The sequence below is a fragment of the Dellaglioa sp. CoH-56-MRSF-13 genome, assembly GCF_056782095.1.
In genome coordinates, this window is sequence record NZ_JBXAYC010000003.1 from 237,291 (window position 1) to 255,632 (window position 18,342).

Sequence of the window (18,342 nt, forward strand, 5' to 3'; positions counted from 1 at the left end):
ATCACTTTCTAATAGGCTACAAAAAAATAGGGAATTAAAAAAAGGGGAAATTAAAATGAAAACAACTAAAATCGTAACAAGCGCAATCGTATTAACAACATTAGGTTTAATTGCAGCACCAGCTGTAAATGCAGCAACAGTAGGATCACTTCCAACAAAAGGTAGCGTTGGTTTTACAGATAATACAGATCCAACAGGTCCAGTTGATCCAACAGATCCAACAGATCCAGTTGACCCAACAGACCCTCCAATTAACCCAGGAACAAATGGTCCATTATCATTAGATTATGTTTCAAACTTTGATTTTGGTTCAAAAAATAAAGTTTCTGGTAGTGATACAACTTACTACGCAGCTCCTGTTGAAATAACAGATTCTAAAGGAACAGCAAAAGAAGTAGCTAACTACTTACAAGTAACAGATAACCGTGGATCAAATGCTGGTTGGACAGTTAATGTTAAGCAAGAAGGCGCATTTACTGACGGTACAAAAGAATTAACTGGTGCTCAATTGAGTATGAAAGATCAAACATTTAATTCAACAAATATGGATGCGACAACAACACCATCAATAATTGGTGATAAAGATAATAATAGTGTCGTTGCTCCTACAGTTGGTAGCGATGTTAAGGTTGTTACTGCTACAGACGGTCAAGGAATGGGAACATGGACTGATTCATTTGGTAAAGATGCTAAAGCTAAAGCCGTTTCATTAACAGTACCTGGTAAAACAGCTAAAAATCTTGGAACAATATATACAACAGATTTAACATGGACATTAACAGACGCAAACTTATAAAAATTGGGTTAACAAAAGGGGAAATAAATTATGAAGAAAACAGCAATTGCAACAGCAGCACTTTTAACCGTTACTTTGTTTTCAACAGTAGCACCAGCAGTACATGCTGCTGATGTAACATTACCTTCATCAGGTGATGTCAACTTTGTAGCTGATCCTGCTACTGGAGCTGGAGAAATTAAATTGACAAAGGCACCAAGTGTTGATTTTGGAGATCAAAAAATTAGTGGATCAGATGCAAAATATGATGCAGCTACTATTACAGATTCTATCGTTGTTGATGACAACCGTGGTTCAAATGAAGGTTGGAAATTAACAGTTGCCAACACACAGTTTACCGGCTCAAAAGAATTAGCTGGGGCTAAGTTAACATTGACGCCTGGAACTGTTTCTAATAATAATGGGGCAAGTTATAATGCTACCCAACCAACAGCGGATATGGTTTTAGACGGATCTAGTCAAAGTGTTGCAGTAGTAGATGCAGCTAAAGACATGGGTATGGGTACTAACACGTTACCTGTTACTAAGGCAACCTTAGACGTACCTGGTGCATCAACTAAATTAAAAGAAAAATATACATCAGTAATTACATGGACGTTAAACGACGCACCATTATAGGATGCAGAAAGGGATAGGTTAAAACAATGAGCTTGAAAAAAAACTTACGACTAGTAGTAGCCATTGTCCCCCTCCTTGCAATTTCAATAATGGGAAATTCAGTGGCTGATGCAGCAGTAGCGCCTGATGGAAAAACTGCAACCACAGCGGCTAACTTAACATTACTTGCAAAGTCTGGTCCAGTTGATCCATTAGATCCGACAAAACCAGTACAACCAATTAATCCAGTTACGCCAACTACTGGTGACCTGAGGATAGATTATATTTCTGATTTACATTTTGGTACTCAGAAAATTTCAGGAAATAAAAAATCTTATTATGCTGCTTTTGATAAAGTAGCTGATTTAACAGGACATCGTGATGAAGCTACAGGTGAGTGGGTTATAGATAAGCTCACGGATGCAGATTATAGGGATGTACCTAATTACGTTCAGGTTACAAATAATACGACAGGAAACTGGTCGTTGACGGTTAGTAACACATCATTTAAAAGTGGTGCTAATGAACTTAAGGGTACTGTGCTTACAATAAAAAATGTAGCATCGAAAACAGATAACGGAGATCCTGATGCCGGTTTATTTACCGATAGTATATTATTAAAAGGTGACGGTGCATCATATCAAGTAGTAGATCCAACTGCCAATACTAATCCCACAGGGACCTGGACAATAGCAATGGGTGATGCAACAACAGGTAATAAATCAGCGAGATTGGATGTGCCTGGCCCGGCTGAAAAAGTAGCTGGTGAAACATATACGTCGACATTAAACTGGACATTGACGGCGGCTCCATAAAGTTAATTTGAGAAGAAAGAGGATTTTTACATTGAATAAAAAATTTTTTGGAATCATTATGGCGTTTGTGGCAGGATTAGTTATATTTAGTGGACAAGTTCAAAAAGCGAATGCTGCTGAAATGAACTTTGCTGTTACTGCAAATATTCCAAACAACCAAATTGATAAGCGCCAAACGTATTTTAATTTAAAAATGAAACCGAACCAAAAGCAAGACATTACTGTCACATTAAAAAATTCGACTAACAAAGATGTTACTGTAATGGCTGAAGCAAATACAGCGATTACAAATGATAACGGAGTGGTTGAATACAGTCACGTGAAACCAAAACTTGATAAAACAATGGTAAACCCTCTATCTTCAATCATTAAGTCAGATAAAGAAGTGACAGTACCGGCTAAGAAAAGCATTGAGCATACATTCCATATCACAATGCCCGCTAAGAAATTCAATGGCGAAATTGACGGTGGCTTGTACTTCTATGAAAAAATTAACAAAGATAGTGAAAAAAAATCAAAGAGTAACGTTCAAATTAAAAACCGTTATGCCTTTGTTATTGGGACAACGTTAACTGAAACTGACGATGTTGTTAAGCCTGATATGAAATTACTTAAGATTGAGCCCGGATCAGTTAATTTCCGTAATACATTGAAGGTAAACTTACAAGATCCAACAACAACACCAATCCGTAACCTGAAAGTTGATGGAAAAGTCTATTCAAGAAATGGTGATAAAGCACTACATGCTTCAACCACTTCGAATATGACAATGGCTCCAAATACAAACTTTAATTATGGCATTTTCTGGGATAACCAACCCTTTAAGCCTGGTAAGTACCGTTTAGAAATGACGGCGACTTCTGGGGTACATAAGTGGAAATGGACAGAATATTTCACAATTGATGGCGCAACGGCAGATAAATTGAACGAAAAAGCGGTTGACTTAGAAAAAGATTACACAATGTGGTATATCCTTGCAGGAATCTTCTTGCTATTACTTCTATTGTTGCTCATCTGGTTCTTAGTTCGTCGTCGTAACAAAAAAGATAAAGAAGAAGCTGTCGCAGAAGCAAAACGACAAATTCTAGAAGAATTACAAACTGATAAAAAAGAAGATAAGTAGTCAAAATAGACGAGGTATGGTTATGAGAAAAAAACTAATGAGTGTTTTAATAATTAGTCTTTTGGGGTTATCTTTTAGTTTAGGTGCATTCGGTAATACTGCAGAAGCGGCTAGTTATACTAGTGAGGTTGGAATCGAATTCGTTGGTAAAATGCCAGAGAAAACGAAACCAACCACACCGACAACAAGACCAACAACAACGTCCCCCACGACGCCAACAACTTCACAGGTAACACCGGATGGGAAAACACCTGTCTTAAAAAATGCAGCAAAAGGTCAAACCAGTTTACCTCAGACTAGTGAAATGAAAGAATCAGGACTATCAATGATGGGCCTTGTTCTGTTGCTAGCTATGGGATTAGTTGGCTGGTTTAAAAGAAATTATGCAAAATAATTAAAATTTAATAGTTTAACTAAAAAGAGTTTTTCCTCGTAAAAATACGAGGAAAAACTCTTTTTTTATTGCGATATTTATTAAAGGTTCTATTACAACTGTTGTTGATAAATATATTACAGAGCCCTTAATTTAAGAGGTTGGGTTTTTGCTTAAATATTAAATTAGATTAACGTTATGGTTAAATCACTTTGAAGTAATGTTGAAATTATGATAGCATAAAAATGTTGTTAATGAAAAAATAGATTAAAGTAATAGCATTTAAGGGTAGTTTTATCCCACAGTATATTCACAAAATATTAAAAGGGGATAGTATGGGAAAAATATATATAGAAATATTAGCGACTATCGGGATACAAATAATACCCTTTATATTTATCATAGATGGATATATCCATAGAAATGGTATTGGCTTAAATAATGGTGATGGGTTACTTGTTTTAGGTGTTTTATTATTATTTGGAATGGGTATTATATATACTATTACGTATTTATTAGATGTAATGATTAAAAGGCATAATAAGTACTTAGTACCTAAATTTAAATACTTATTATTAATGTATTGGGTATTTCTAGATGTTATTATAGTAATTTATTTAAGTTTTAGAAATTTCTTTTAGAGTAGGAAAATCAAATTTTTCATCAACATTCGGGAAAAGGTAAATATGTTGAGGTATATAAAATAAAGGAATAGCCATATTATGCTGCGGGTTCATTTAACCCTATTTATATTCATAAAATAACATCATATTAAGGAGCTAAAAATGTTGAAACTTTTAAAAAATTCCAAAGTATTACATTCATTTTTTAATATTATATTTATTATAGAAACTTTTAGTTTATTTCTTGATACTGCATTTTCATTAGGCGGAATGGGAAGTCAACATATAGATCTATTCCTTTCAGTATCAAGTATAATCGTTCTTTTACAATTTTTTATGCTGATTGTCCAATTTAATTATTTCGATAAAATAATAATAGTAATCCTTTCAATGTTTAATATTGTATTAAACGCAATTATGTTGATCATTGAGATTAATAATGATTGTTATCTTCCTACATTAGAATCCTTCCTGGTAGCTATTTTGATTTCACTGTTCTTTATATGTAAATACTATAAATCAGGAGAAACTAAATGATTAGAAAAGTAATCAATTCAAAAATAATAGCAATCAGTTTAAATATAATATTAATGATTCTTGCAATTATAATGATTGTTCATGCTCTTTCAGGTAAATTCTATAGTGAAGATGTATTCATGTTATTAGTAGGGAACATTGAGATAATTATGATTTTATTACAGAATAAATTATGTAAATATCGTGGTATTATAATACTATCAATTTTTAATGTGATTTTAAATGTAACTCTATCAAATTTGGTTTATACAGACCCGTTAGTTTGGGCTTGTTACATTGGGTCAATTATTTCTATCTTCTTTATGATTAAATTCCCAAAAATGACTTCGTATTAAAATGGGTGATTACGGTAAAAAGAGCTAAACAGAAAATCCTATCTCTTAATTGAGGTAGGATTTATTTTTTATGAAACGTAATGGTAACGATTACAATCCAACTATATTAACGATTTTAATTTATTATTGATTGAACTAATTTTTTTCTACTATGTTGCTTATTATATTTTGTAGTGTGGTAAGAACGCCATGGCTATCTTAAGAAACATGATATATAATTAATGTAAGCGAAAACAAAAAACCTTATATCAACATATAAGGTTTTTCAAAAGAAAATATTTTAATTTTAACGATGCGCCATGAGGGAGTCGAACCCTCAGCTCAAGAACCGGAATCTTACGTGCTATCCATTACACCAACGGCGCAGTATAGTTAATAGTTTAGCTGAATTACGTAAAAAAAACAAGTAACGAAAGCGGAGGTTGAGAAATAATGGCTATTGAACAGAAATTTAAGCAACAACAAACGCAAATTCAAAAACTGGCAATGACACCAGAGCTCCAACAATCAATTAAAATGTTGCAATATAATATAGAAGATTTACAAGAATTTGTCACTGAAAAAATGATGGAAAACCCTTTGATTGAAGCTGTTGACGACAATCAGAGAATCCAAGCAGGGGAGTCTCGTTATAAAGTTAATCTAACAACAAATGGTGATACTGATTATATGAATTCAGTCAGTGATGATGAATCACAATCTTTATTGGATTATTTATTGGAACAAATTTATCTAACGATGCGTCAAACACCGCTTAGAAAGGTTGTTCTTTACTTAGTAGATTATATTGAACAGACGGGCTATTTTAATGCTAATTTGGATGATTTAGCAGAAGAATCAGGAATACCACCCATTATGTTATTAGATGCGTTAACCTTGATTCAACGCTTAGATCCGCCCGGTGTTGGTGCACGTAATTTACAAGAAAGTTTAATGTTACAGATTGATTCTGACGATTTAGCGCCTGAATTGGCATATACAGTCATAAAAGATGATTTTGATAACTTTGTCGATCGTAAATGGTCGGACATAGCAAAAAAATATCGTGTTAATCTTTCAGAAATTCAAGAAATATCAGATTTTGTTCGCACATTATCACCTAATCCAGGTGCAGGATTTGGGACAACTAGAATTGGTAAAATCTATCCAGATTTAGTTTTGAAAAAAAGTAATAATGAATTAACATTATTCAAAGTTCGCGGTGCACAGCCTGAAGTTGTTTTTCAACAAAAATATTTTGATGATATGTCAAAAGACCAAGATCCTGAAGTAATCAAATATTTAACTGAAAAGAAACGGGAATATGAATGGCTAGTTCATGGCTTGAAACAACGAGGCGATACCATTTTAAAAGTAGGACAATATATTTTGAAATATCAGGCTGACTTCTTCACTGATAAAACCAAACCAATTAAGCCATTACTTTTACGGGAAGTTGCAGCCGCTTTAGGTGTTCACGAATCAACAATTAGTCGAACCGTTAATGATAAGTACATTGAAACAGAATCTGGTGTTTATGAAATAAAATCATTCTTTGGACAAATCGCAAATAAGAACAAAAAGAATGCTGAAGAGCTATCTTCAAAAACGATTATGACAACTATGCAGACTTTGATTGAATCTGAAGATAAAACGAAACCTTTCTCTGATCAAAAAATAGTTTTACAATTAATGAAACAAAACATCGATATTTCGAGACGAACAGTTGCAAAATATCGTGAAAACCTGAACATTCCATCGTCATCAGCAAGAAAACGCTACAAGGATTAGGAACAATTATGACCTTATCTCATATATCAAACGTCAATTGCTGACATGGCAGATAGTCGTTTGAAGTGCTTGCAAAGTATGAAACAACCTGATATAATTTGTCTTGTAATAAAGGTATGAAGACACTTTGATTAATGCAGAATGTTATCGTGCTTTGTTTTTTTAGAATTAATGGGTCATAATGCGACACTGTGGGACAAATAATGCCCCATAAGAGAGCAGGTGCAGTATGCATCATGAATTAGAGTGGATCGAAGCAATTGCACCAGACATGATTAAAGTTTTAAAACAAAGATATTTTGTTTTAAGACAGATTGAATGGATGATGCCTGTTGGTCGCAGAATGTTGGCAGCAACTTTAAATCTAAGCGAACGCGTTATGAGAACCGAAACAGATTTTCTGCGTAAGCAAGAACTTATCGTCGTTGGTAAGTCAGGAATGACGCTAACGGATAGAGGTATATCAGTACTACATGGCCTTGAAAAAGTGATGGATAATTTAGTTGGTGTTCGACAGGATGAACAAGAGTTGAGTCGAATTTTAGGCATTGAACATTGTTTGATTGTATCAGGCGATTCCGATGAACAACCTAAAGTTTTAGAGTCAATGGGTAAGAGTCTAGCTGCTAAGTTAGCACTCTTATTGCCAGAAGGTAAAAATTTAATTGCGGTAATGGGTGGCACAACGATGGCTCAAGTAGCTGATCAGTTGACAACACGTCTTTCAATTAAGCGCGATTTAACTTTTTTACCAGCCAGAGGTGGTGTTGGTGAATCAGTAGATATACAAGCCAACTCGATTAGTGGTAAGATGGCATTACACACAGGCGGCAAACATAGAGCCTTGTATGTACCTGAACAACTAAGTGAGAAAACGTACGAGCCTCTTCTTGAAGAACCGAGCATTCAAGAAGTTTTGAACTTAATCAAGGAAAGCAATGCTGTAATTCACAGTATTGGAGAAGCAATGCATATGGCTAAGCGTCGTGACATGTCTAGTGGTATAATAGACATGTTGAAAGAGGACAAAGCTGTAGGTGAGGCATTCGGATATTTCTTTGATGCTCAAGGCAAGGTCGTTTATAGGATTCCTCGTATCGGTTTACAAATAGAGGATCTCACGCACATAAAATGTATTTTCGCAGTTGCAGGTGGCCATTCTAAGGCCGAAGCAATTGTGGCATACATGAAACTTGCACCTAAACAGACGTGGTTAATCACGGATGAGGGTGCCGCAAACTCGATTTTAAAAAAGTAGTGTGCAAACACGCTTTTTAAAATAAATAAATCTTCATTTCCTAAAGGAGGAAATTTAAGTATGTCAGTAAAAGTTGGTATTAACGGTTTTGGCCGTATTGGTCGTTTAGCTTTCCGTCGTATTGCTGAAGTTTCAGATAACATCGAAGTTGTAGCAATCAACGATTTAACTTCTCCATCAATGTTGGCTCATTTATTAAAATATGATACAGCCCATGGTAACTTCGACGCAGAAGTTAGCGCAACAGATAATGGTATTGTTGTTAATGGTAAGGAAATTCCTGTATATGCAGAAGCAGATGCATCAAATATTCCTTGGGTTAAAAACAATAATGTTGATATCGTATTAGAATCAACTGGTTTTTACGCATCAGAAGAAAAAGCTTCAGCTCATATTAAAGCTGGCGCAAAACGTGTATTAATCTCAGCTCCTGCTGGTAAAATGCCTACAATCGTTTACGGTGTAAATGATGACATTTTAACTTCAGATACTAAGATTGCTTCTGCTGGTTCATGTACTACTAACTGTTTAGCACCACTTGCTGGCGCTGTTAACGATGCTTTCGGTATCGAAGTTGGTACAATGACAACAGTTCATGCTTACACAGCTACACAAAAATTACAAGATGGTCCTGACCGTGGTGGAAACTTACGTGCTGCACGCGCTGCTGCAGGTAACACAATTCCTCATTCTACTGGTGCTGCTAAAGCTATCGGTATGGTAATCCCTGATCTTGTTGGTAAATTGAATGGCCATGCACAACGTGTCCCAGTTATTACTGGTTCATTGACAGAATTGGTTACAATCTTGAAATCAAAAGATCTTACAGTTGATGAAGTAAATGCTGCTATTAAAGCAAGAACTGAAAACAACGAATCATTTGGTTACAATGCTGACGAAATCGTTTCATCAGATATCATTGGTACAAGTTTTGGTTCAATCTTTGACCCAACACAAACTGAAGTAACTGGTACTGGCGCTAACCAATTGGTTAAAACTGTTGCTTGGTACGATAACGAATCTGGCTTTACAGCACAAATGATTCGTACATTAGAAAAATTTGCTAGCTTAGAAGCATAATCTAGTTAAACTTTTTTAAAACCGCATATAACTATGCTTAGGCGGAGGGACGCAATACTCCCTCTGCCTTTTTATTTAATCAAAATTACACAGGAGGCTATTATAATGGCTAAATTAATCGTTTCAGATTTAGATGTAAATGACAAAAAAGTTTTAATTCGTGTCGATTTTAATGTTCCTATTAAAAACGGTGTGATTGGTAATGATAACCGTATCGTTGCTGCATTACCAACTATCAAATATGTAACTGAAAATGGTGGTAAAGCCATTCTTCTTTCTCATCTTGGTCGTATTAAGACTGAAGAAGACAAAAAAGAATTATCATTACGTCCAGTTGCAGAACGTTTATCTAACTTATTAAACAAACCTGTTACTTTTGTTCCTGCTACACGTGGTCCTCAATTAGAAGACGCAATTGCAGCAATGAAAGACGGCGATGTTTTAGTAATGGAAAACACACGTTTTGAAGATTTAGATGGTAAAAAAGAAAGCAAAAACGATCCTGAATTAGGTAAATACTGGGCTTCACTTGGCGACTTGTTTGTCAATGATGCTTTCGGTACAGCTCATCGTGCACATGCTTCTAACGTTGGAATCTCAAGCAACATGGAACAAGCTGCTGCTGGATTCTTAATGGAAAAAGAAATCAAATTCTTAGGTGAAGCTGTTGACGAACCAAAACGTCCATTTGTTGCTATCTTAGGTGGCGCAAAAGTTTCAGATAAGATTGGTGTTATTTCTCATTTACTTAAAAAAGCTGACAAAGTTATCGTTGGTGGTGGTATGACTTATACTTTCTACGCTGCTAAAGGTATGAAGATTGGTTCATCATTAGTTGAAACAGACAAAATTGATTTAGCTAAACAAATCATTGAAGAAGCTGGCGACAAATTAGTATTACCAGTTGATTCAATCGTTGCTGAAAAATTTGATAACGATGTTGAACACAAAACTGTTGATGGTGACATTCCTGACGGTTACATGGCATTGGATATCGGACCTAAATCTGTTGCAGAATTTAAAGATGTTTTAAAAGATGCTAAAACAGTTGTATGGAACGGACCAATGGGTGTATTCGAAATGAGCAACTATGCTAACGGAACACTTGAAATCGGTAAATTCTTGGGTACTTTATCAGAAGCTACAACAATCGTTGGTGGTGGTGATTCAACTGCTGCTGTTCAACAATTAGGTGTTGCTGATCAATTAACTCATATTTCTACTGGTGGTGGCGCTTCACTTGAATACCTTGAAGGTAAAACTTTACCAGGTATTGCTGCTATTACAACAAAATAATTTTTAATTAAATTGTCGTAAGAAACCGTCTATTAACGAAAGGAAGTTATTATTTTGCGTAAACCAATTATTGCTGGTAACTGGAAAATGAACAAAGGCCCTAAAGAAACTGCTGAATTCGTAGCAGGTCTTAAAGGTAAATTACCAAAGTTTGACGATGTTGAATCTGTTATTGCTGCTCCTGCAGTAGATTTACAAACATTACTTGATGCTGCTAAAGGTACTGACTTAAAAGTTGCTGCTGAAAATGCATACTTTGAAGATGAAGGTGCTTTTACTGGTGAAACTTCACCAAAAGTTCTTTCTGAAATGGGTGTTGACTATGTTGTTATTGGTCATTCAGAACGTCGCGAATACTTCGGCGAAAATGATGACGATATTAACAAAAAAGCACATGCTGTTTTCAATAATGGTATGGTTCCTATTATCTGCTGTGGTGAAACGTTAGAACAACGTCAAGCCGGCGAAGCAGAATCATGGGTTGCTGGACAAGTTTCTGCTGCATTAAGAGGCTTATCTGTTGAACAAGTTAATCTTGCAGTTATTGCATACGAACCAATCTGGGCTATCGGTACTGGTGAAACAGCTACTTCTGACCAAGCACAAGAAATCTGTGCAGTAATTCGTAAAACAGTTGCTGATTTGTATGACCAAACAGTTGCTGATAAAGTTCGTATCCAATACGGTGGTTCAGTTAAACCTGGTAACGTCGTAGAATTAATGGGTAAAGACGATATTGATGGTGGTTTAGTTGGTGGCGCAAGTATGGAAACTGCTTCATACTTAGACCTTGTTAACTTCAAAGCATAATTCGTATTTTAGCTGTTAAAAAGATTGAAAATGAATCAATAAACTATTAAAATAATGGTAAGGGTGTTATTGTATCCCCGCCAAAAAACGTTTTTAAAGGAGAGTACAAATTTATGTCAATGATTACAGATATTTATGCACGCGAAGTTCTAGATTCACGCGGTAACCCAACTGTTGAAGTTGAAGTTTACACAGAAGACGGCGCAATGGGCCGCGGAATTGTTCCTTCAGGTGCTTCAACTGGTGAACATGAAGCCGTTGAATTACGTGATGGCGACAAATCTCGTTACATGGGCTTAGGCGTTACTAAAGCTGTTGACAACGTAAACAACATTATCGTTAAAGAAATTGTTGGATATGATGTTACTGATCAAGTTGGTATTGATAAAGCTATGATCGCATTAGATGGTACACCAAACAAAGGTAAATTGGGCGCTAACGCTATTTTAGGTGTTTCAATTGCTGCTGCTCGTGCTGCTGCTGATGAATTAGAAGTTCCTTTATACAGTTACTTAGGCGGATTTAACGCACATGTCCTTCCAACTCCTATGATGAACGTTATCAATGGTGGATCACATGCTAACAACAGTGTTGATTTCCAAGAATTCATGATCATGCCTGTTGGCGCACCTTCTATCAAAGAAGCTGTACGTATGGGTTCAGAAACATTCCATAACTTACAAAAGATTTTAGCTGAAAAAGGCTACTCTACTGCTGTTGGTGATGAAGGTGGTTTCGCTCCTGATCTTAAGAACAATGAAGAACCATTTGAAATCTTAATCGAAGCAATCGAACGTGCCGGTTACAAACCTGGTAAAGATATTGCTATCGCATTTGATGCTGCTTCATCAGAATTCTACAATGCTGAAACTGGCAAATATAGATTACAATATGAAGGCGAAAATGGCCAAGATTATACTTCTGAAGAAATGGTTGAATTCCTTGAAGCAATCGTTGACAAATACCCAGTTATCTCAATTGAAGATGGCTTGGATGAAAACGATTGGGAAGGCTGGAAGATGATGACAGCTAAATTGGGCAACAAAGTTCAATTAGTTGGGGATGATTTATTTGTTACAAACACTGACTACCTTAAAAAAGGTATCGAAATGGGCGTTTCAAACTCAATCCTTATCAAAGTTAACCAAATCGGTACACTTACAGAAACAATGGAAGCTATCGAAATGGCTAAAGAAGCTGGTTATACAGCTATCGTTTCTCATCGTTCAGGTGAAACTGAAGATACAACTATCGCTGACTTAGTTGTTGCAACTAATGCTGGCCAAATCAAGACTGGTTCATTGAGCCGTGTTGATCGTATCGCTAAGTACAACCAATTAATGAGAATTGAAGATAACTTAGAAGAAACATCAGAATACAAAGGTATCCACTCATTCTACAACTTGAGTTCAGATGCTCGCGATACAATCGTTAACAAATAATTCTTTATGAATTAAGCGTTTCTGATTGAAAGAAGGTCCTACCTAATTTGATTTTAGGTGGGACCTTTTTTGTATTATAATAGGACGCACTATATTGAAAGGTAAAACTTATTGTTGTATAATTTAGATGTTGGAAATTATAGTTAGGAATGTGAGCGTGTATGAAAAAATCAGAGCGTATTACAATACAAGATGATCTAACATCAAAAGTTTATGATCTTATTTTAAACGAAGAAACGACAAATGAGGAACGTCTCTTATTAGTTGATTTTAAAAATAAAGTTGAGCGTGGGCAGTACTTCGAGAAGGCAGTCGCTGATTTAGCGGAGTCGTTGCGCTTATTGGCTGTAAGTAATTTAAAAAATAAAATAAAGTTAAGTGCTGACGTTGGTCGATTTTATATGGAAATTTCGACAACCGGTTTATTTAAAAAAAATTTAGGCTGGGGACTTATAGCTATGAGTATGATTTATCATCCTTAAGTGATCATTAGATTATGCTAGTTTTTAAGAAGAGTTATTCAATAGTTGAATAATTCTTTTTTTGTTACTAATGAGTTCAGCAAATAATTGGATTTTAGCATATACTAATAGAATGAAGAGGTGTGTATGGTTTTATGACAAAACAAGGTATCAAAGAGCGATTGAATTTAACTAATCTCATATTTATTTTAAGAGGGCTATTAATTGGGCTCGTTACAGGTATCGTTGTAAGTCTATTTAGGTTAGCTATTATTTATGTGCTTAAAGTCTTTATCTATTTTTACCAGGCAATTAATCAGAATATGTGGTTACTGTTTCCAATGATTCTTTTGAGTCTAGCTATGGTACTAGGTATTGGAACACTAATGAAGCAAGAGCCAAATATTATGGGATCCGGTATTCCGCAAGTAGAGGGCCAGCTTGCTGGTAATCTTGAAATGCGTTGGTGGTCAGTTTTATGGCGAAAATTTATCGGTGGTGTTTTAGGCATTGGATCAGGGCTATTCCTCGGCCGTGAAGGCCCATCTATTCAACTAGGTGCAGCAGTCGGACAAGGATTCGCAGAGATGACTAAACATACTGAATCGGAACGCCGCATTCTGATTGCAGGTGGTGGCGCTGCAGGTCTATCCGCAGCTTTTAATGCACCAATTGCGAGTACGCTTTTTATATTAGAGGAAGTGTATCATAATTTTTCACCGTTGATTTGGACAACAGCATTAGCTAGTTCAATTTCAGCCAATTATATTTCATTGCATTTTTTCGGTCTAAAACCGGCGCTACAAATGATGGATATTCAGACCTTATCATTGTTACAATACTGGCATTTGATTGCTTTAGGGCTTATTTTGGGCCTCCTAGGCTATCTGTATCAAAACGTATTACTTAAATCGACTGATTTATATAATATTCTACATAAAATTCCGATTTTTTATCGCTCAATTGTCCCTTTTATTTTAGTTATTCCGATTGGATTATACTTACCACAAACTTTAGGTGGCGGTAATGAGATTATTTTAAGTCTAGTTCAAAGTAAATCATTGACCGTTTTATTGGGACTCTTTCTTTTAAGATTTATCTTTTCAATGATATCCTATGGTTCTGGATTACCAGGTGGTATTTTTCTGCCTATTCTAACATTAGGCGCTATTATTGGCGCTGGGTATGCAACTGTTATGATAATGTTAGGGTTGTTACCAGCTAAATATATAACTGATTTTATTATTTTTGGAATGGCCGGGTACTTTGCTGGAATTGGTAAAGCACCTTTTACAGCTATTTTATTAGTTACGGAAATGGTGGGTAGTTTACATCACTTAATGCCACTAGCCATTATTTCATTAGTTTCATTTTTAGTTATTGATATTTTAGGCGGCGCACCTATCTACGATTCTTTACTTAAAAAATTAATTGGTCAAAATGAAATTGATTTGGGCGGTAAAAAGGACCGACTTGAGACGCCTATTTTTGCTGGATCAAATTTAGAAAATAAAAAAGTTTCAGAAGTAGTTTGGCCTGAAAATAGCTTATTAATCACGGTTAGACGTGGTGAAAAGCAATTAATTCCACATGGTGTGACGGTTTTAAAAGCAGGAGATACATTAGTTCTTTTGACTGAGCACCAAAATCGACCTAAACTTAAGACAGAAATGGATACATTATCCGGATTTGAATCACTTTAATAAAATAATAACGGTGGAAAATTAATGCAAACTGTGCTAAATTAGTATAGATATAGATTACGTAATTGGGTTAAGGAGGTAAATGATTTGACTAACATACTAACAATTTTAATTATCATCGTTTCAGTCTTAATGATTATCGCTGTTATGATGCAACCTGCAAAAACAAATAACGCTTCAGGTGCTTTATCTGGTGGCGGTGGTGGTGCTGACGATTTATTTAGCAAACAAAAACCACGTGGATTCGAAGCATTTATGCAAAAAGTAACCTTTGTCTTGGGCGTTTTATTTTTCTGTCTAGCTCTAGGACTTGTCTATTTGGCCTCAAAATAATAATAAAGAAAGCCTCCTGTGCAAACAATTGTTGCAGCAGGAGGCTTTTATTTAGAAATAAAATAAAATTAATAATAAATAAATGTAACGCAAATACGAATATGAAAACGAGGTATACATGGATAAAAAGATGCAAGAACTTATATTAAAAGAACTAAAAATTAAAGAAAATGAATCTTTCAGTGTTGAAGAATTAACAGCTGCCCTTAAATTAGAAGGCCAGGATGCGTTCAAAGAACTTGTTAAAACACTTGCTGAAATGGAACGTAAACGTGAAGTGAAAATTACATCAGAAGGCAAATTTCAAATTGCACTTCAAACACCACAATTAGTGGGTATTTTTCATGCAAATGATCGTGGATTTGGATTCGTTACGATTGATCCAGAACAACCTGATGTTTTCGTTAATCCAACACAAACAATGTCTGCCTTAAATGGTGATAGTGTTGAGATTGAGATTACAAGTGCTGCTAAACCTGGGGATGACCGTGGTCCTGAAGGTAAAGTTAATAAAATTGTTGAACATAATGTAACATCAATTGTTGGTGAATTTGAAGTTGAACCATCTGACCTTGAAAATTCAGGAATAATTGGCCATTTAGTTGTTAAAAACAAGAAATTACAACGTTATAACTTATTGGTAACAGGGGTTGGTTTACATCCAGTTGCCGGAGAAGTTATTACAGCTGATATTACTGCTTACCCAACAAGTGAAAAACCATTAGTTATTGAAACATTGGTTAAAGAAGTTGTGGGTAACAAAGACGATCCAGGTATGGATATTTTACAAGTTGTTTATCAACATGATATTCCTAGTGAATTTCCTGAAGATGTTATGGCTCAAGCTGAAGCAACTCCAGAAGTTGTGCTACCAGAAGAAAAAATTGGCCGTGTTGATTTAACGGACCAAACATTGGTAACAATTGATAGTATTGATTCTAAGGATTTAGATGATGCTGTTACTGCCTGGAAACTTGATAACGGGAACTACCATTTAGGTGTGCATATTGCTGATGTTTCGCATTATGTCCAACCAGGCACACCACTTGATCGTGAAGCATACGAACGTGGAACGAGTGTTTATTTAACTGACCGTGTTATTCCAATGTTGCCTCACAAATTATCAAATGGTATTTGTTCATTGAATCCAAAAGTTGAACGCCTTGCTATGAGTTGTGAAATGGAAATTACACCAGAAGGTTATGTTGTTAACCACAAAATCTTCCAAAGTGTGATTAAAACGACAGAACGTATGACTTACAAAGCCATTAACAAGATTCTTGAATCAGATGATGCAAAGACGAAAGCTAAATATGAAGAATTGGTCCCAATGTTTGAAACAATGGGCGAATTACACAAAATTCTTGAAAAAATGCGTAAAAAACGTGGTGCAATTAGTTTTGATGATAATGAATCTAAGATTATCGTTGATGAAGCGGGTCACCCAATTGATATTCAAATTAGAACTCGTGGAACAAGTGAACGTTTAGTTGAATCATTTATGTTAGCTGCAAATGAAACTGTTGCAGCTCATTACGATAAATTAAAAGTACCTTTTGTTTACCGTGTGCATGAAACACCTAAGAATGAAAAAGTAATGCGTTTCTTCGAAACTTTAACCAGTTTTGGTATCGTTGTTAAAGGTGATAGTAAGAATGTAACACCTAAAATGTTACAAGGTGTTTTAAAAGAAGTAGCTGGTAAACCTGAAGAATCAATGGTTTCTGTTATGTTACTTAGAAGTATGCAACAAGCTAAATATACTGATGAATCATTAGGTCACTTTGGTTTAGCTGCTACTGATTATACGCATTTTACGTCACCAATTAGACGTTACCCTGATTTGATGGTTCATCGTTTAATTCGTTTCTACGAAGAAAATGGTATTGGGGACACTCAAAAAGAAAAATATGCTGAACAATTACCTGAACTTACAACACATACATCACAAATGGAACGTCGCGCAATTGATGCCGAACGTGATACTGACGCAATGAAAAAAGCTGAATACATGGCTGATCATGTTGGTGAAACCTTTGAAGGTGTTGTTAGCTCAGTTATGAAGTTTGGTGTCTTCGTTTCATTACCAAATACTGTTGAAGGTCTTGTTCATATTAGTAATATGAAGGATGACTATTATGAATATTTAGATATGCATATGGCATTAGTAGGTAAGAGAACCAAGAGAACTTTCAGAATTGGTCAACCAATCGAAGTAAAAGTTGCTAAAGTTGATATTGAGCAAAGTGCGATTGATTTTGAAATTGTTAATCCACAAAACACACCAACTTCTGATTTACGAGGTAAAGGTGGAAACTTCAAACGTCCAGGTAATGGTCGTCCAGGAGACAAGAAACCTTATAACCGTAATGGTAAACCAGCTGCTGGAAATAGTAATGGAAAGAAACCATTCTACAAATCAGCTAATAAAAACACAGCACCAAGAAAAAATAATACACGTCAAAAATAATATCGGGGGGATTAAGATTGCGAAAAGAAAAGTCATCTTTTGATAAACCCTTAGCCCAGAATAAAAAAGCAAGACACAGTTATAACATTGAAGATACGGTTGAGGCTGGTGTCGTTTTAACAGGTACTGAGATTAAATCCGTTCGAAATAGTCGTATTAATCTAAAAGATGGATTTGCGCAAATTAGAAATGGTGAAGCTTGGCTGATGAATGTTCATATTTCAACGTATGATCAAGGAAATCAATTCAATCATGATCCACTTCGAAATCGTAAATTATTATTGCATAGAAAACAAATAGCTCAATTTGATGAAGCAACTAAAAATAAGGGTGTTACAATTGTCCCTTTGAAAGTGTACATTAAAAACGGCTTTGCAAAAGTACTAATCGGTGTTGCAAAAGGGAAGAATGATTACGATAAACGTGAAACAATTAAACGTCGAGATCAGGAACGCCAAATTCAACGCGTACTTAAAAATTACTAATAAAAAAGGAAGCAACCAATTTTGAAATTGGTTGC

General features: G+C 35.3%; 18 protein-coding genes and 1 tRNA gene. 18 read left to right on the forward strand and 1 reads right to left on the reverse strand.

Annotated features, from left to right (window positions below):
• Positions 1-55 precede the first annotated feature (55 nt).
• From AC1RP1_RS04860 to AC1RP1_RS04890, 7 genes are all read left to right on the forward strand, one after another.
• A complete protein-coding gene (locus tag AC1RP1_RS04860) occupies positions 56-796 on the forward strand; it encodes a WxL domain-containing protein (RefSeq protein WP_481761456.1) in 741 nt (246 codons plus the stop codon).
• 30 nt (positions 797-826) lie between these two features.
• The gene (locus AC1RP1_RS04865) at positions 827-1,414 is read left to right on the forward strand and encodes a WxL domain-containing protein (protein ID WP_481761455.1); all 588 of its coding nucleotides are present in this window, start codon (positions 827-829) and stop codon (positions 1,412-1,414) included.
• 26 nt (positions 1,415-1,440) lie between these two features.
• Positions 1,441-2,208: a WxL domain-containing protein gene (locus AC1RP1_RS04870; RefSeq protein ID WP_481761453.1), complete on the forward strand. Its 768-nt coding sequence runs from the start codon at positions 1,441-1,443 to the stop codon at positions 2,206-2,208.
• Between the two features lie 31 nt (positions 2,209-2,239).
• Positions 2,240-3,331: a WxLIP family cell surface protein gene (locus tag AC1RP1_RS04875; protein WP_481761452.1), complete on the forward strand. Its 1,092-nt coding sequence runs from the start codon at positions 2,240-2,242 to the stop codon at positions 3,329-3,331.
• Positions 3,332-3,353: 22 nt separating this feature from the next.
• Positions 3,354-3,725, forward strand: coding sequence for an LPXTG cell wall anchor domain-containing protein (locus tag AC1RP1_RS04880; protein ID WP_481761451.1), 372 nt, complete (start codon positions 3,354-3,356; stop codon positions 3,723-3,725).
• 314 nt (positions 3,726-4,039) lie between these two features.
• Complete coding sequence (locus AC1RP1_RS04885) at positions 4,040-4,345, forward strand: hypothetical protein (RefSeq protein WP_481761450.1); 306 nt, start codon at positions 4,040-4,042, stop codon at positions 4,343-4,345.
• 515 nt (positions 4,346-4,860) lie between these two features.
• Positions 4,861-5,199 carry a hypothetical protein gene (locus AC1RP1_RS04890; protein WP_481761449.1) on the forward strand — a complete coding sequence of 113 codons (339 nt, stop codon included), beginning with the start codon at positions 4,861-4,863 and terminating at the stop codon, positions 5,197-5,199.
• Between the two features lie 293 nt (positions 5,200-5,492).
• Here the strand turns inward: AC1RP1_RS04890 and AC1RP1_RS04895 are convergent.
• Positions 5,493-5,564, reverse strand: a tRNA-Arg gene (locus tag AC1RP1_RS04895).
• A 67-nt stretch (positions 5,565-5,631) separates the two neighbouring features.
• On the opposite strand from AC1RP1_RS04895, the gene rpoN reads away from it, so the two are divergent.
• From rpoN to smpB, 11 genes are all read left to right on the forward strand, one after another.
• Positions 5,632-6,969, forward strand: coding sequence for an RNA polymerase factor sigma-54 (gene rpoN / locus AC1RP1_RS04900; protein ID WP_481761448.1), 1,338 nt, complete (start codon positions 5,632-5,634; stop codon positions 6,967-6,969).
• Positions 6,970-7,198: 229 nt separating this feature from the next.
• Entirely contained in the window at positions 7,199-8,227 is a 1,029-nt protein-coding gene (locus AC1RP1_RS04905) for a sugar-binding transcriptional regulator (protein WP_481761447.1), read from the forward strand.
• 60 nt (positions 8,228-8,287) lie between these two features.
• The gene (gene gap / locus AC1RP1_RS04910; protein ID WP_409022216.1) at positions 8,288-9,307 is read left to right on the forward strand and encodes a type I glyceraldehyde-3-phosphate dehydrogenase; all 1,020 of its coding nucleotides are present in this window, start codon (positions 8,288-8,290) and stop codon (positions 9,305-9,307) included.
• A gap of 105 nt (positions 9,308-9,412) precedes the next feature.
• The gene (locus AC1RP1_RS04915) at positions 9,413-10,603 is read left to right on the forward strand and encodes a phosphoglycerate kinase (protein WP_409022217.1); all 1,191 of its coding nucleotides are present in this window, start codon (positions 9,413-9,415) and stop codon (positions 10,601-10,603) included.
• Between the two features lie 54 nt (positions 10,604-10,657).
• Entirely contained in the window at positions 10,658-11,413 is a 756-nt protein-coding gene (gene tpiA, locus AC1RP1_RS04920; protein ID WP_481761446.1) for a triose-phosphate isomerase, read from the forward strand.
• A 113-nt stretch (positions 11,414-11,526) separates the two neighbouring features.
• Complete coding sequence (eno, locus tag AC1RP1_RS04925; protein WP_481761445.1) at positions 11,527-12,855, forward strand: phosphopyruvate hydratase; 1,329 nt, start codon at positions 11,527-11,529, stop codon at positions 12,853-12,855.
• Positions 12,856-13,016: 161 nt separating this feature from the next.
• Complete coding sequence (locus AC1RP1_RS04930; protein ID WP_481761444.1) at positions 13,017-13,337, forward strand: bacteriocin immunity family protein; 321 nt, start codon at positions 13,017-13,019, stop codon at positions 13,335-13,337.
• Positions 13,338-13,471: 134 nt separating this feature from the next.
• On the forward strand, positions 13,472-15,019 hold the full coding sequence (locus tag AC1RP1_RS04935; protein ID WP_481761443.1) for a ClC family H(+)/Cl(-) exchange transporter: 1,548 nt from the start codon (positions 13,472-13,474) through the stop codon (positions 15,017-15,019).
• A gap of 87 nt (positions 15,020-15,106) precedes the next feature.
• Positions 15,107-15,352 carry a preprotein translocase subunit SecG gene (gene secG, locus AC1RP1_RS04940; protein ID WP_409022224.1) on the forward strand — a complete coding sequence of 82 codons (246 nt, stop codon included), beginning with the start codon at positions 15,107-15,109 and terminating at the stop codon, positions 15,350-15,352.
• 118 nt (positions 15,353-15,470) lie between these two features.
• Entirely contained in the window at positions 15,471-17,822 is a 2,352-nt protein-coding gene (gene rnr / locus AC1RP1_RS04945) for a ribonuclease R (protein ID WP_481761442.1), read from the forward strand.
• Between the two features lie 17 nt (positions 17,823-17,839).
• A complete protein-coding gene (gene smpB, locus AC1RP1_RS04950; RefSeq protein ID WP_481761441.1) occupies positions 17,840-18,307 on the forward strand; it encodes an SsrA-binding protein SmpB in 468 nt (155 codons plus the stop codon).
• Positions 18,308-18,342: the final 35 nt, after the last annotated feature.